This window comes from Actinokineospora bangkokensis (assembly GCF_001940455.1).
Classification (GTDB): domain Bacteria; phylum Actinomycetota; class Actinomycetes; order Mycobacteriales; family Pseudonocardiaceae; genus Actinokineospora; species Actinokineospora bangkokensis.
In genome coordinates, this window is the sequence record NZ_MKQR01000023.1 from 71,735 (window position 1) to 85,035 (window position 13,301).

Below are 13,301 nucleotides of genomic sequence, written 5' to 3' on the forward strand. Positions count from 1 at the left end.
GAATCCTGCCGGACGGGGGTCAGCGCAGCGCGTCCAGGGCGAAGGCCGCGTAGGTGCCCACCCCGTGCGGGAAGGCCGACTCGTCGAACTGCACGCGGTTGGAGTGGTTGGGGGCGGTGGTGGCCGGGTCCTGGCCGGGCGGGCACGCACCGAGGAAGGCCAGCGCGCCGGGGACCTCGTTGAGCACGTAGGAGAAGTCCTCCGAGCCCATGATCGCGTTGGCCATCACCGTCGAGTTGCGCTCGCCCAGCAGGTCGCGGCCCACGGCGGTGACCTTGTCGGCCTGGGCGGCGTCGTTGACCGTCACCGGGTAGCCGGTGGTGATGTCCACCCGGGCGGTGCAGCCGTAGGTGGCGGCGACGTGCGCGCAGATCTCCGGCAGCTCGGCCAGCAGGCGGGTGCGGGCGGGCTCGGAGAGGGTGCGCAGCGTGCCCTCCAGCTCGGCCGTCTCCGGGATGATGTTGTTCGTCGTGCCCGCGGAGATGCGGGCGACGGTCAGCACCGTCGGCTCGAACACGCTGATCCGGCGGGTGATGACCGTCTGCAGGGCGCCGACCATCGCGGCCGCCGCGGGCACCGGGTCGAGCGCGTCGGCGGGGGCGGAGGCGTGCCCGCCGCGGCCGGTGACGGTCACGGTGAACACGTCGGCCGCCGCCATGATCGGGCCCGGCCTGCACCGCAGCACCCCGGACGCCTCGGTGGAGGTGATGTGCAGGGCGAACGCGCTCTCGACCGGCGCCACCCCCAGCAGGCCCTCCTCCAGCATGAACCGGGCGCCGTGGTGGCCCTCCTCGCCCGGCTGGAACATGAACACCACCGACCCGCGCAGCTCCGACCGGCGGTCGTGCAGCAGGCGCGCGGCCGAGGCGAGCATCGCCACGTGGCTGTCGTGCCCGCAGGCGTGCATCGAGCCCGCCACCTGCGAGGCGAACGGCAGGTCGGTGGCCTCCTCCAGTGGCAGCGCGTCCATGTCCCCGCGCAGCAGCACGGCCGGACCCGGGCGCGCGCCCTCCAGCACCGCCACCACCGAGCCCACCGACTCCCCGGTGCTCACCCGCAGGTCGAGGCCCTCCAGCGCGCGCAGCACGGCCGCCTGCGTGCGCGGCACCCCCAGCCCCTGCTCGGGGTGTCTGTGCAGCTCACGGCGCAGGGCCACGGTCTTGGGCTGCAGGGCGCGGGCGGCGTCGAGGACGCCTGCGAACCGGGTGTCGGCCATGCCACCGATCCTCCCACCGGCCCGGTTCGGGGGACTGCGTCTTCCGGGTGACCGCCGCTGCCAATACGGTGTGCGCATGGCGGAGCGGGAGCCGGTGCACGGCTTCGGGGTTGCGGTGGTCCGGGAGGACGGCCGCTGGCGGTGCGACCCGATGGACGAGGCGGTGCTCGGCGACCTGGACGCCGCGGTCGGTGAGCTGCGCGCCATCCGCTCCACCGGGGCGGTGTTCGGGCTGCTGGCGGTGGACGACGAGTTCTTCGTGGTGGTGCGGCCGAGCCCGGCGGGGGTGGCCGTGCTGCTGTCCGACGCGGCCGCCGCGCTGGACTACGACCTCGCCGCCGACGCCATCGACCTGCTGCGCGCCGAGGTGCCCGAGGACACCGACGAGGTGTGGCCCGCCGGGTCCCTCGACGTCCTGGCCGACCTCGGCCTGCCCGCCCCCGAGCTGCAGGTGATCGTCGACGAGGTCGACCTGTACCCGGACGAGCAGCTGGCCATGGTCGCCCAGCGGGTCGGCTTCGGCGACGAGTTCACCAGGGTGCTGGACCGCCTGGCGTGAGGCCCGGCGACGTCGACCTCGTCCGCGCCGCCCTCGCCGCGGCGGCGGGCTCCGGGCCGGACGTCCCCATCGGCGCCGTCGTCTTCGACCCCGACGGCCGCGAGCTGGCCAGGGCGCACAACGCCCGCGAGGCCCTGGGCGACCCCACCGCGCACGCCGAGGTGCTGGCCCTGCGCGCGGCGGCGGCCCGGCGCGGCGACGGCTGGCGGCTGACCGGCTGCACCCTCGCGGTCACCCTCGAACCCTGCACGATGTGCGCGGGCGCGCTGGTGCTCGCCAGGGTGTCGCGGGTGGTCTTCGGGGCGTGGGAGCCCAAGACCGGCGCCGCGGGGTCGCTGTGGGACGTGGTGCGCGACCGGCGGCTGGCGCACCGCCCGGAGGTGGTCGGCGGCGTGCTGGAACGCGAGTGCGCGGCGCTGCTGGAGGGGTTCTTCGGCGACCGCCGGAACTCGTGACGCCGGTCACAATCGTGTGGGATTCCGCCCGATCCCGGCAACCCCCTTGTCAGCGGGGCGAGGCCCCCGCTGGAGGAGGAGGTTCGACGATGAGCGTGTTCGACAAGGTCAAGGACAAGGCCGAACAGCTGGTGGGCGAGGCCAAGGAGAAGCTGGGCCAGGCCACCGACAACCGCGACCTCGAGAACTCCGGCAAGAAGGACCAGGTCGCGGGCCAGGCGAAGGAGACCGGCCACGACCTGCGCGACAAGGCGGCAGGCGTCGTGCACGACGCGCAGGACAAGTTCAGCGGCAGGGGTTGACCTTGTCCTGACCGGGCCGGTAACCAGGCCGCCGGACGACGATCACCTCACGGTGTGCGCAGCCCTCGCGCGCGACGTCCCGCTGCGGGAGACCCCCGAGCCGCCCCACCCACGGACCCGCCTCCCACCCGACAGGAGGCGGGTTCGTGGCGTCCGGGGGGTGGCTGAGCCCGCCGGGGCGCGGCCTGTACAGTTCTCGGCGGTGGCGTGTCCGAGCGGCCGAAGGAGCGCGCCTCGAAAGCGCGTGACGGTTCACCCCGTCCGTGGGTTCAAATCCCACCGCCACCGCCAGCGAGAGCCGGTCACCCCACGCGGGTGACCGGCTCTCGCCGCGTCCGGGCCCGCGGCGCCCGTTGCTGACGCCGGCCCGCGCGGGCGCCCGCTGTCGGTCCCCGCCCGTAGGGTGGGGCGACGCGCCACAACGGACGTGAAGGGGTGCTGGATGATCGACCGCCCTGCTCGACGCGACCCGTCGAGGTTGGTGCAGGCACAGGGGTTCCGCGAGTTCGTGCGCGACGACTGGGGCCCGGCCGACCGCCGCGTGCCCGAGGTCCCCGGTGCCGCCGAGGCCGCCGCCGCGCACCGCGCCAGGCTCTCGGAGGCCTTCCCCGGGCAGCGGATCGCCGTGGCCGCCGGGCTGGCGCCGGTGCGCGCCAACGACACCGACTACGAGTTCCGCGCCGACTCCGACTTCGCCTGGCTCACCGGCTGCTACGCCGAGGGCGCCGTGCTCGTCATGACCCCGCGCGCGGGCGGCCACGACGCGGTGCTGCACCTGCGCGAGCCCGCGGGCCCGGCGGAAGCCGACTTCTTCGCCAGCGCCCGCGACGGCGAGCTGTGGATCGGCGCCGTGCCGGGGCTGGCCGAGTGGTCCGAGGCGCTGGGCGTCGCCTGCCGCCCGCTGGAGGAGCTGCCCCGCTCGCTGCGCGGCCAGCTGCCCGCCGTGCTGGCCACCAAGGGCCTCGACCCGTACCTCGACGCCCAGGTCGGCGCGCACAGCGCCGAGCTGCGCACGGTGCTCTCGGAGTTGCGCCGGGTCAAGGACGACTGGGAGGTCGCGCAGCTGCGCGCCGCCGTCGACGCCACCGTGCTCGGCTTCGCCGACGTCGCCCGCGAGCTCGACCAAGCCGTCCGCGCGGGCGGCGAGCGCTGGTTGCAGGGCACCTTCGACCGCCGCGCCCGCACCGAGGGCAACGGCCCCGGCTACCAGTCCATCGTGGCCGCGGGCCCGCACGCGCCGATCCTGCACTGGACCCGCTGCGACGGCCCCGTCCCCGACGACGCCCTGCTGCTGCTCGACGCGGGCGTGGAGCTGCGCACCCTCTACACCGCCGACGTCACCCGCACCTTCCCGGTGTCCGGCGAGTTCTCCCCCGCCCAGCGCCGCGTGTACGACCTGGTGCACGACGCCCACCTGGCCGCCATGGCGGAGGTCCGCCCGGGCGCGGACTACAGCGCCTTCCACACCGCCGCCATGCGCGTGCTGGCCGAGGGCCTGCACAACTGGGGCCTGCTGCCCGCCTCGGTGGACAAGGCCCTCGACCCCGACGGCCAGCACCACCGCCGCTACATCTGCTGCGGCGTCGGCCACCTGCTCGGCCTCGACGTCCACGACTGCGCCAACGCCCGCGCCTCGGCCTACAACGAGGGCACCCTGGAGGTCGGCATGGCGCTGACCGTCGAACCTGGCCTCTACTTCCACCCCAATGACCTCACCGTCCCCCCGGAGCTGCGCGGCATCGGCGTCCGCATCGAGGACGACCTGGTCGTCACCCCGGACGGCCACGAGGTGATCTCCGCCGCTCTCCCCACCACCGCCGACGCGCTCGCCGAGTGGGTGCGGTCCCACCGGGGGTAGCCTCCGAGGAGTCCACAAGGGAGTGCGAAGGAGGCAGCCGTGGGCGCAGAGCGCGACGAGCACACCGACACCGGGCCCGAGGCCCCCACCGGCAGGCACGCGGCTAAGGACGGCGACGCCGTCCACCCGCTGATCGACCTGTCCCGCGACCCCAACCCGGGCAGGCCCGACCACGCCAAGCCCGACGCCGAGGGCTGAGCGGCACCACCGGCCGCTCCCACCCGCACCCGCAGGTGGGAGCGGCCTTCGCGCGCCTGGGCGAACTCACCCCCGGCGCCACCAACACACTCCCGTCCACCAGCGGAAACACCAACACCGCCACCCCGCCTCCCTCCAAGCCGTGAAATTGTCGGTGGACCCCGGCAAGATGGCCCCCATGCGAACATATGATCGAGAGACCCGGGGCTCGGTGGCGGTGCTGGCGGCCCGGCTCACCGAGGCCGCCGCCGTGCTCGCGGGCGGCGACCGGCGCGCGGTCCCGGCATGTGTCCGCGACGTCACCGCCCGCGGCCCGGCCGCCGCGGGCGCGGCGGCGATGATGGCCCTGGTCCACGCCCTCGACCTGCTCTGGTCGCGCGGCTGGCTGCCCGCCGACGTGGTCGCCGTGGCCCCGCGCCCCGTGCGCGGCCTGCTGCTCGACGCCATCGCCGAGGAGAGCACCCGGCACGCCGCCGCGGCCCTGCACCCCACCTGGCGGGCCCAGCTGGCGGAGCTGGAGGTCGCCGGTCGCGAGCCCGGCGAGTTCGGCCCCACCGAGCTGGGCTTGGCCGTGGAGCTGCTGGCCGCGCTGATGACCCTGCCCCAACTGCCGCACCTGGTCCCGCGCCCGGGCACGGCGGTGGCCCACGAGCGCTCAGCAGGCGTCGACCGCCGGGTCCTGGCCCGCGTCCGCGCCCTGCTCGCCAAGGCGGAGTCCACGCCCTACCCGGACGAGGCGGAGGCGCTGTCGGCCAAGGCCCAGGAGCTGATGGCCCGCCACGCCTTCGAGCAGGCCGTCGTCGACGCCACCGCGCCCCCGCCCGAGGCCTCGGCCCGCAGGCTCTGGCTCACCGCCCCCTACCAGGGCCCCAAGGCCGCCCTGGTCGACGCGGTCGCGGGCGCCAACCGCTGCCGCTCGGTCTTCTACGCCACCCTGGGCTGCGTCGCCGTCGTCGGCCACGACACCGACCTGGAGATCGTCTCGGTCCTGGCCCAGTCCCTCCAGCGCCAGGCCACCACCGCCCTGGCCCGCAGCCAAGGCCGCACCCGCTCCTACCGCCACGCCTTCCTCACCGGCTACGCCCACCGCATCCAGACCCGCCTCACCACCGCCACCACCGACGCCACCTCCGGCGACACCCGCCTCGTCCCCCTCCTCACCGCCCGCCAGCACGCCGTCGACATCAAGTTCGCCGCCATGTTCCCCCACCTCCACACCCGCCGCCCCACCATCTCCAACCCCACCGGCTGGACCGACGGCACCCACGCCGCCACCCACGCCGACCTCCTCCCACCCCACCCCCGCGTCGCAGGCTGACACCCAGGTCAGCAACACGCTTGCCGAGCCACGAGGAATGCAACACAAACCTGGGTGGACCCACAGCGTCTTAGTGCTACCGGTAGAGGCTTCAAGGGAGGACGCCAGTCGCGCACAGCTCAGCCAGAACCGCGCGGATGCCGTGCTGTGCGACAGCCCCGCGGACCAGCCGATACCCGGTTCCGTAGGTCGGGTGCTGATTGGTGGCCATGGCTGTTCGAAGCGCCGTCGCGAGGGGTGTGCGCTGCTTCTTGAGCCAGGCGGCGGCGAAGAGCTCGCAGGTGCCCTCGACCAGGACGAGATCACGCACCGGCGCCCCCTGCTGCACCAGCCACGCGTGACCGATCTCGTGCGCCAGGACTCGACCGAAGTGGGTTCCGGTGAGGCCGCCGAGGACATCGATACCCAGCACGTCCGTCGTGTTCTCGATGTGGTGCGTCAGGCCGAGCGTGGCCGAGCCCGCGCCGTGCTCGATGGTGTCCACCAGGGTCACCCTGACCCGACGGGTCAGGGTGATGCCGAGAGCGGCCATGTCCGCGCGCAAAACCGGGATGTGGCGCCTGGCCTGTTCCTGCGTGTCGACCGCGTCGGCTGAGCACGTGGGGCACCGACGAGCGCCATCGGCAAGCCGGTGCCACCGGACGTGCGGCGGACAAGGGCGGTGGCAGAGCGTGCAGCGCGAGGGTGCGCCGTGATCGACGCAGGTGAACTCGCCTTGCAGGGAGATCTCATAGGACGTTCGAGGCGGGTGCCCGCACCAGGTGCACCTAACGCGTCGCATCGGGCCCCAGCTGCACCCAGCGCTTGGTCACCGGATCCCGTGCCCAGCCCGATGTGGAGGTGATCACCGGGTCCGGGGCGGAAGGCGCCCGGGGAGCCTGCACGCCGGTGCCGAGCACCTCATCCAAGTAGTGCCCCCACTCCTGGGCGGTGGGGCGGAGATGGGGTTTGGTGCCGAGCGCCCGGGTCAGCAGGTCCAGCCCTCGGGCGTCCAGGACCGCGCGAACGCGTACCGGGTTCCGGTAGAGCGACGCCCCGTTGCCCGGGCAGAGGGTGCGCAGGATGAGCAGACCCAGCTTGTAGAGGTCCGTCGTCTGGCTGAGACTGCGCTCGGGTGGGTCCCAGTCAGGGGCGTTGAGCTGCGCGACCACCGCCGCGCTTCCCTTGACCCGGATGGCGTCGCAGTCCACGAGCATCACCGAGGGGCGGGCGTTGAGCCGGAACACCGCGTTCTTCGCGTTGATGTCGCCCACCACGAAACCGTTGGTGTGCAGAAGGTGCAGTGCGCTGGCGAAGTCCCGGCAGAGCAGGACCCTTGTCCTCAGGTTCGGGGTGGGCATGCCGAACCGCTTGCTGCGCGCGGGGTCGACGAACAGGTGCTGCCACTCGCACAACGACCGGTCCTCCTCCCCGCTGGGCAGGCTCCTGGTGCGGAAGAAATCTCCCGGGATGAGCGGCATCAGCACCCCGCAGACCTCATCACCCTCCTCGACGGTGCGCACCGGCCACGCCGTCCGGGCATCCAAGCGGGTTCGCGCACGCTGGTCCATCTTCAGCCTGCGGAGCACGAGCGCGCTCAGACCACCGGGAGGTCGGTGGCCGGTCCGGTAGTGCTTGAAAACCACCGGACCGTCGACGTCCGGAAGGCTGAACCCCGGTACGAGGTACACCTTGGCCTGCCCACCCGCACCGAGTTGTGGACCTGGCGGACCCAGCGCCGCGCGCGGGACCGACAGCCCGGTCATGACGGGGCTACCGGCCAGACGGCCACCACGGTGCGGTCGTCGTCGAACGAGCGCTTGCTGAACGCCACTTGGGCGGCGAAGTCGATCTCGTGCGGGGGGTTCTGCCACGCACCCGCCAGGAACCTGCCCACCGCGCCCGTACCGCGGCCGAGCGGGTCACCCACGCCGTCGGACATGAGCACCAGTGCCTCGCCCGGCCGCAACCTGCTGCGCAGCGGAGTGCGTCCGCGCGCGGTCACCACGGGCAGCGCCTCGACAGCCGAGGTGGCGATATCGGAGTCCGCGTTCTTCACAGCGGTCAGGGGAACCCACTGGTCGCGCGTCAGCACCCAGATCGAGGTGTCCCCGACCATGACCGCGTCGACCTCCAGGGACAGGAGGTCGAGCACGGCGTACGTGGCGGTGGTGCCCATCACCGACACGACCTGCTCCGGGGTCAGCTCCTCCCCGCCAGGCAAGCGGGTGCGGGCGAACTTCACGATGTGCCCGGCCACCTCCCGCACGAGGTGGTCCCAATCGAGGGAGTCCGGCGGGGTGCTCGTGAGCTCTTTCGCCACCAGCGCCACCCCCGTCCGAGCGGCGACCTCCGCGGCTTGGTGGGACCGCGCACCCGATGAGATGCCGTCGGCGACGCACAGCACCAGGAAGCGGCCGTCCTGCGAGAGCTGGTAGGCGTACTCGTCCTGCCGCGGTTTGCCGGATGCCCGGTGCGCGAGACCGCGGATGCTGGCGGCCCGGACGACGGCCGCCGGGCGTTCCTGCGGCAGGTGGAGGGTGAATCCGTCGAAGACCGAATCACGCCGGTGCCAGTTCTCCGTGTCCGGCAGCGGGACCACCATGCTCGCTGCCCGCCCCGGGTCTCCGACGGAGTACGGCTCGAAGCCCCCCACGATGGCCAGCTCCATGGCGTGAGGTGCGTGCGCCTGCCGTCCCCGCGGACTCTCCTCGACCGCCTGCTGCTGCTCGTCGGGGGTCTCTTGCTGCTTGGCGCCGGCGCGCGGCGCGTGTTCGTCTCCGCCTGCCGGACCGAAGTCCTGCCCGGCGGCAGGAAGGCCGAACGCGGCCGTGCGGTCCGGGCTCTCCGACCCGCCGTCGGGCGGCTGATGGGGCTGTCGGACCTGCTCCTGGATCCCGAGGTCCCCCCACAGGTGTCCGTTGTCTGTTGGAGGTTCCCAGGCGGTGCTCGCGGTGCGACCCGGCACATGGGTGCCTTGCGGTGGCGTGAACTCCAACCCGGGCAACCCCTCCTGGGGAATCCCTCCACCCTTGCCACTGGGCCAGGTCACCTCTGGGCTGAACGACGACTGCCGGTGCGCCTGCGGCTCGTCCTCCTGGGCGGCGCTCTCAGTTCCGGTACCGCCCATCACACGAAGTCGTCGTCAGAGGTGTAGGAGGACAGCCCTGGGGGCAAGTCGTCGTCCGCGGGCAGGATGATCCCGGAGTTGCCCTGCGCCATGCTCTCCCCCGATGCCAGCACGCTGGAGATCAGCACCTCGGCCATGGCGGCGATCGCCGCCGCGGGGTCGGCGTCCTTGCTCTGCACGAACATCCGCATGGGCTTGTTCCCCCCGGTGGGGTGGATCAGCTGCTGCAGCACCTTCGGGTCGGCGTCGTCCACGCCGAACGGGACGAAGTTGGGGTACATCGAGAACCCCTCCTTGGCGGCCTTGTCGAAGTGGGTGAGGTCGTGGAACGCCGCCCGCCACGTCCCCTCCGGATCGGTCGGTTCGCCGTCGCTGATGAAGAACACCGCAGGCCGGTGCACGAGGAAGCCGTCGGCCTTGAGCTGCTTGACGTTCGCCTCGATCTCGGTGCGCAGGAGCCGGAACGCCGCGCTGAAGCTGGTGCCGCCGCGGGTGCTCAGCGAGGGGAGCTGCACGTCGTCGTCGAGGATGTCGCACAGCGGCAGCCGGACCAGGGCGTCGTCCGCGAAGTCGATCACAGCGAAGCGGACCTTGTCGGAGAGGATGGGTGCTTTGGCGACAGCGTCCAGCACTCTCGGCATGATCTGGTTCGCGCTGGCCAGCTTGGTGCCGGACATGGAGTAGGACACGTCGACCACGACGTAGAAGGGGAGCAGCTTGCCCCGCTCGCTGGTGTCCATGGCATGAGCCCTTTCGGTGGGTTCGGGTGGTCGATCAGGTGGTGTGGTGCTGTGGACCAGAGCCGTTGACGCGGTGCGCCCCGTTGGCGAGGAGGTGCGGGATGGGCATGGTCGTCGCCGTGGCGGGCGTGGGGTGGGCGTGCGCAGCCGCGGAGGCGGCACCCGGCCCGCCGGCGCCAGGTCCGAACTGCGTGGTGCTCGCGTGGTGGGCGGCGAGCGGGCCGACGTGCTGCTGGTACCACGCGTGGAGCTGCTCGTCGGCGCGCAACCGGGCCACCTCGGCCCACACCCGGATGGCGTTGGCGGAGATCTCGCCCTGCCGCTTGACCAGTTCGTCGATGGCGTCCTGCCCAGCCCGCACCTGGGCGTCGACCTGCTGCTGAGCCAGCTGCGACTGCCCGGCGACCGCCTTGGAGTCGGCCACGTCGAGGGCGTCGTCGTGGCGCGCGAGGACCTTGTCGTAGAGCGTCCGGTTCCCGAACATGGTCAGCAGCTTGCTCAGGACCGGGAGCACCTCGATCAGGAAGAACAGCAGGGTCAGCGCCCACTGGGCGGTCTGCGCGGTCGCGTGCCCGGCGGTGATCCTGTCCAGCGCCTCCAGCCTGGCCAGCAGGCCGGTGCTGCCCTGTGCCGCGTCGTGCGACTCCTGCTCGGCGCGCCGCTTGTTCTCCTGGGCGACGGCCAGGTCGTTCCGCACCCCGTCGATCTTGGTCTGGGCGTCGGCGGCAGCGGCGCCTGCGCTCTTCTCGCTGCGGGCCGCCGCGGCTCGCGTCGCGTCGTCCAGCTTGCGCTTGGCGTCGTCGCGGACCTGCTTGGCGCGATCGGCGGTCGCCCTGGCCTCCTGGTAGGCGGTCCCCACCCCCGCGCGCCCGGTTCCGCAGGTGCCGTCGAGCTCGCACTGGGCGCGTCGCTCCGCTTCCACGTACGCGGTCTCAGCGGAGTCATAGGCGGTCTGCGCCGCCTTGACGTCCGGGTCGGCGGAAACGGGATCGGCGGCGCGCCCTGCGATCGCGTCCTCCAACTCCTTCTCCCGCTGCTGCAGGGCGCCGATCTGCTTGTAGGCCTCGTCGAGCACGGCCTGGTTCCGCGTGATCGCCTCGGCGTGCATGGTCTGCAGCTCGGAATCGATCTCCTGGTGGAAGATCTGCAGCGTCAGCGGGGTGGCCACGACGGCACCGATGACCGCGGCCATGGCGATCCGCGGCAGCGTGACCGCCACCGCCTTGACCCCGGAGACCGTGTTCAGCGTCACGACCAGCATCCGGTCCAGGTTCAAGATGATCACGAACCAGACGGCGGCGCAGATCAGCGCCGCCCACCAGGTCAGCCCGAGGGTGCTCGACAGCGCGAAGAACGCCGACACACCCGCGAGGCCCGCGGTGCTCAGCAGCACCCCGCCCATCACGGCGTGCTTGGTCGTGTCGCCGGGGGCCTTGTCCAGGATCTCCCGGCGGGCACCCGCCAGGATGGCGAGCGTGCGGCGCAGCCTCATGACTTTTCCTCTGGTCGGGCGAACAGCTCGTCGTGCGGCGCCGGTCCGCCGAGGAGCAGGTCGGTCAGGTCGTAGGGGAACGAGGTGGGCGGCAGCGCGGGCCAGCTGAACGGCTTGGGCGTGCCCAGCGGTCCGCTCGTGCCCGGTACAGCGGGGAGGCGCAGGTCGGGCAACGGGGTGAAGGTCGGCACCGGCAGCTCAACGGGTGGTCCCGCCACCTGCGGGACCTCGGGGAGCGCGACTGGCAGGTGGTCGATGGTGGGCGGTGGTATCACGGCGACCGGGCCGACGGACCCGCTCGACTCGCCGAGCCGGTTGATCGCCAGCACGTCGACGCGGTGCGCGCTGCGGTCCAGCCAGAGGGGCACGGTGCCACTGCCCGCGGTGGCGTCGAACGAGGTGATCTTGCCGCCGACCACGACGTCGAGGATCTTGGCGTTCTCCGCCCGCCAGTGCAGCTGGACCGGCTGGCCCTGCACCACGAAGCCGCGGTCCAGCCGGAGCTCGGTCAGCTCCGGCGGGTCCACGGGTTCGCCGAGCAGCCTGCTGAAGTACCGCCACCAGTCGTGCGCCGTGGGTCGGTCCTGGTGCCCGGGGTCTTCGTCGAGGGCCCTGCACAGCAGTGCGTAGCCCTCGGCGTCGAGGTGGCCTGCCGCGCCGCGGGGGTCCCGCTTGGTGGAAACCTGCTCTCCGGGGTTGAGCGCGCGCAGCACGAACAGGCCGAACTTGTACCGGTCGCTGAGCAACCCGAGCTGCGTGCCCCTGGGGGGCTCCCAGTCCGGCGCGTTCAACTGGTCATCCGCCACCGCGCCGACGGGGCGCACACCGTCGCAGTCGATGAACATGACCGAAGGTGGCCCGTCGAGCCGGTACAGCTCATTGCGTGCGTTGATGTCACCGAACACCACCTGCAAACGGGTGTGGAAGAAATCCAGCAGTTCCGCGAATTCGCGGCAAACCGCCAACCGCTGTTCCCTCGTCGGCGGCTTCCGGTTGAGCTTCGCCCCGGTCAGGCGTGTCGGATCAATGAACAGGAATGAGACTTCGCGCAGTTCCCACGCCAACGTCCTGGTGCCCGCGGAAATGGTCCGGTCGCCGAACGGTTCGGGGATCCGGCGCATGAGGATCCCGACGACGGAGCCACCGCTGTGCACCACCCGCAGCGGCCACGTGGTCCGCTCGTCCAGGAACTCCCGATCCGCCTGGTCCAACCGGGACCGGAGGGCGACGACCTCCCGCAGCATCGCGGGTTGCACGGGCGGTGTCTTGTAGCGCTTGTACACCAAAGCCCCTGGCGCGTCGGGCAGGCGGGCGTCCGGTGCCTCGTGGACGGTCGCCTGACCACCTCGTCCCACTTGAGGACCGAGTTGCCCCAGTTCGGCGAGGTCGATGGCGACCGCGTCGGACCCTGACGGTGTGGACACCGAGGACCATCCCTTCCGCAACCCGGGCGCCGGGCTCGTCACGCCGGTCATATCGACCAGGAGGACCGCCCGTTACCGATCGCAGGCGCAGACTATTGCGAATGTGCCGTGCGGCGTACGCGACCTGCGGAAACGGCTGCGAATTGACTTGTTTATGTCCAGTCGGGCGGGGCGACCGGCTGATCACGCACCGTGCGCGCTCGCCGATGCGCCGCCGGGTCGGCCGGTGCGACTGCTCGCGTTCGAGGCGACCGTCCGCACCGCTCCAGAGCAGCTCGGTTCCTGCCCTCGGTCGATCGTCCCGAGGATCAACCACCCTCGGGAGCGGCTCATCCGGGTGGGCCGCCGCCCGGATTGCTGTGGGTGCGGCTCACTGGGGCAAGCAGGCGCGAGGCGCTCGCGGGTGGTGCGGCACCCCCCTCTGTCGGGCCTGACGACCTCCGGTAGAGTCTTCGGCGGAGGATTCGCATAGTGGCCTAGTGCGCACGATTGGAAATCGTGTTGGGGTTGATAGCCCCTCGCGGGTTCAAATCCCGCATCCTCCGCCAGCAGCACCACGACGCCGGTCGCCCCTTGGGTGGCCGGCGTCGTGGCGTTGGGGGGTGGGGTGGGGAACGGGTGGGGGTGGTG

The 13,301-nt window shown here is 72.3% G+C and carries 13 protein-coding genes and 2 tRNA genes; 8 read left to right on the forward strand and 7 right to left on the reverse strand.

What is annotated here, in order from left to right:
* Positions 1 to 19: 19 nt before the first annotated feature.
* Entirely contained in the window at positions 20 to 1,216 is a 1,197-nt protein-coding gene (locus BJP25_RS21710) for a M20 metallopeptidase family protein (protein ID WP_075976842.1), read from the reverse strand.
* A 76-nt stretch (positions 1,217 to 1,292) separates the two neighbouring features.
* On the opposite strand from BJP25_RS21710, the gene BJP25_RS21715 reads away from it, so the two are divergent.
* From BJP25_RS21715 to BJP25_RS35750, 7 genes are all read left to right on the forward strand, one after another.
* Complete coding sequence (locus tag BJP25_RS21715) at positions 1,293 to 1,775, forward strand: tRNA adenosine deaminase-associated protein (protein ID WP_075976843.1); 483 nt, start codon at positions 1,293 to 1,295, stop codon at positions 1,773 to 1,775.
* Positions 1,772 to 2,230 carry a nucleoside deaminase gene (locus BJP25_RS21720; protein WP_075976844.1) on the forward strand — a complete coding sequence of 153 codons (459 nt, stop codon included), beginning with the start codon at positions 1,772 to 1,774 and terminating at the stop codon, positions 2,228 to 2,230. The genes BJP25_RS21715 and BJP25_RS21720 overlap by 4 nt, the downstream gene beginning before the upstream one ends.
* Before the next feature lie 89 nt (positions 2,231 to 2,319).
* Entirely contained in the window at positions 2,320 to 2,532 is a 213-nt protein-coding gene (locus tag BJP25_RS21725; protein ID WP_075976845.1) for a CsbD family protein, read from the forward strand.
* Between the two features lie 201 nt (positions 2,533 to 2,733).
* Positions 2,734 to 2,823 (forward strand) — tRNA-Ser (locus BJP25_RS21730).
* Between the two features lie 151 nt (positions 2,824 to 2,974).
* Positions 2,975 to 4,390 (forward strand): aminopeptidase P family protein, encoded by a 1,416-nt coding sequence (locus BJP25_RS21735; RefSeq protein WP_075976846.1) that lies wholly within the window; start codon positions 2,975 to 2,977, stop codon positions 4,388 to 4,390.
* 39 nt (positions 4,391 to 4,429) lie between these two features.
* The gene (locus tag BJP25_RS35085; RefSeq protein ID WP_198943576.1) at positions 4,430 to 4,588 is read left to right on the forward strand and encodes a hypothetical protein; all 159 of its coding nucleotides are present in this window, start codon (positions 4,430 to 4,432) and stop codon (positions 4,586 to 4,588) included.
* A 178-nt stretch (positions 4,589 to 4,766) separates the two neighbouring features.
* A complete protein-coding gene (locus tag BJP25_RS35750) occupies positions 4,767 to 5,906 on the forward strand; it encodes a DUF2786 domain-containing protein (RefSeq protein ID WP_158075700.1) in 1,140 nt (379 codons plus the stop codon).
* 91 nt (positions 5,907 to 5,997) lie between these two features.
* Here BJP25_RS35750 and BJP25_RS36480 read toward each other — a convergent pair whose 3' ends face one another.
* The 6 genes from BJP25_RS36480 to BJP25_RS21770 form a co-directional block, all read right to left on the reverse strand.
* Complete coding sequence (locus BJP25_RS36480) at positions 5,998 to 6,687, reverse strand: protein DA1 (protein WP_084794335.1); 690 nt, start codon at positions 6,685 to 6,687, stop codon at positions 5,998 to 6,000.
* Complete coding sequence (locus tag BJP25_RS21750; protein WP_143219245.1) at positions 6,674 to 7,651, reverse strand: hypothetical protein; 978 nt, start codon at positions 7,649 to 7,651, stop codon at positions 6,674 to 6,676. The genes BJP25_RS36480 and BJP25_RS21750 overlap by 14 nt, the downstream gene beginning before the upstream one ends.
* On the reverse strand, positions 7,648 to 8,883 hold the full coding sequence (locus BJP25_RS21755) for a protein phosphatase 2C domain-containing protein (RefSeq protein ID WP_158075702.1): 1,236 nt from the start codon (positions 8,881 to 8,883) through the stop codon (positions 7,648 to 7,650). The genes BJP25_RS21750 and BJP25_RS21755 overlap by 4 nt, the downstream gene beginning before the upstream one ends.
* A 131-nt stretch (positions 8,884 to 9,014) precedes the next feature.
* The gene (locus tag BJP25_RS21760; RefSeq protein ID WP_075976851.1) at positions 9,015 to 9,755 is read right to left on the reverse strand and encodes a vWA domain-containing protein; all 741 of its coding nucleotides are present in this window, start codon (positions 9,753 to 9,755) and stop codon (positions 9,015 to 9,017) included.
* Positions 9,756 to 9,789: 34 nt separating this feature from the next.
* Positions 9,790 to 11,247 (reverse strand): DUF4407 domain-containing protein, encoded by a 1,458-nt coding sequence (locus BJP25_RS21765; RefSeq protein ID WP_075976852.1) that lies wholly within the window; start codon positions 11,245 to 11,247, stop codon positions 9,790 to 9,792.
* Positions 11,244 to 12,671 (reverse strand): protein kinase family protein, encoded by a 1,428-nt coding sequence (locus BJP25_RS21770; RefSeq protein WP_158075703.1) that lies wholly within the window; start codon positions 12,669 to 12,671, stop codon positions 11,244 to 11,246. Before BJP25_RS21770 ends, BJP25_RS21765 begins: the two co-directional genes overlap by 4 nt.
* A gap of 457 nt (positions 12,672 to 13,128) precedes the next feature.
* Here BJP25_RS21770 and BJP25_RS21775 point away from each other — a divergent pair.
* Positions 13,129 to 13,219, forward strand: a tRNA-Ser gene (locus tag BJP25_RS21775).
* Positions 13,220 to 13,301 lie beyond the last annotated feature (82 nt).

Coding starts and splice junctions, on each gene's coding strand:
- BJP25_RS21750 (WP_143219245.1), bottom strand. CDS start 7,651: ATGACCGGGCTGTCGGTCCCGCGCGCGGCGCTGGGTCCGCCAGGTCCA.
- BJP25_RS21725 (WP_075976845.1), top strand. CDS start 2,320: ATGAGCGTGTTCGACAAGGTCAAGGACAAGGCCGAACAGCTGGTGGGC.
- BJP25_RS21765 (WP_075976852.1), bottom strand. CDS start 11,247: ATGAGGCTGCGCCGCACGCTCGCCATCCTGGCGGGTGCCCGCCGGGAG.
- BJP25_RS21735 (WP_075976846.1), top strand. CDS start 2,975: ATGATCGACCGCCCTGCTCGACGCGACCCGTCGAGGTTGGTGCAGGCA.
- BJP25_RS21715 (WP_075976843.1), top strand. CDS start 1,293: ATGGCGGAGCGGGAGCCGGTGCACGGCTTCGGGGTTGCGGTGGTCCGG.
- BJP25_RS35750 (WP_158075700.1), top strand. CDS start 4,767: ATGCGAACATATGATCGAGAGACCCGGGGCTCGGTGGCGGTGCTGGCG.
- BJP25_RS21760 (WP_075976851.1), bottom strand. CDS start 9,755: ATGGACACCAGCGAGCGGGGCAAGCTGCTCCCCTTCTACGTCGTGGTC.
- BJP25_RS21710 (WP_075976842.1), bottom strand. CDS start 1,216: ATGGCCGACACCCGGTTCGCAGGCGTCCTCGACGCCGCCCGCGCCCTG.
- BJP25_RS36480 (WP_084794335.1), bottom strand. CDS start 6,687: ATGCGACGCGTTAGGTGCACCTGGTGCGGGCACCCGCCTCGAACGTCC.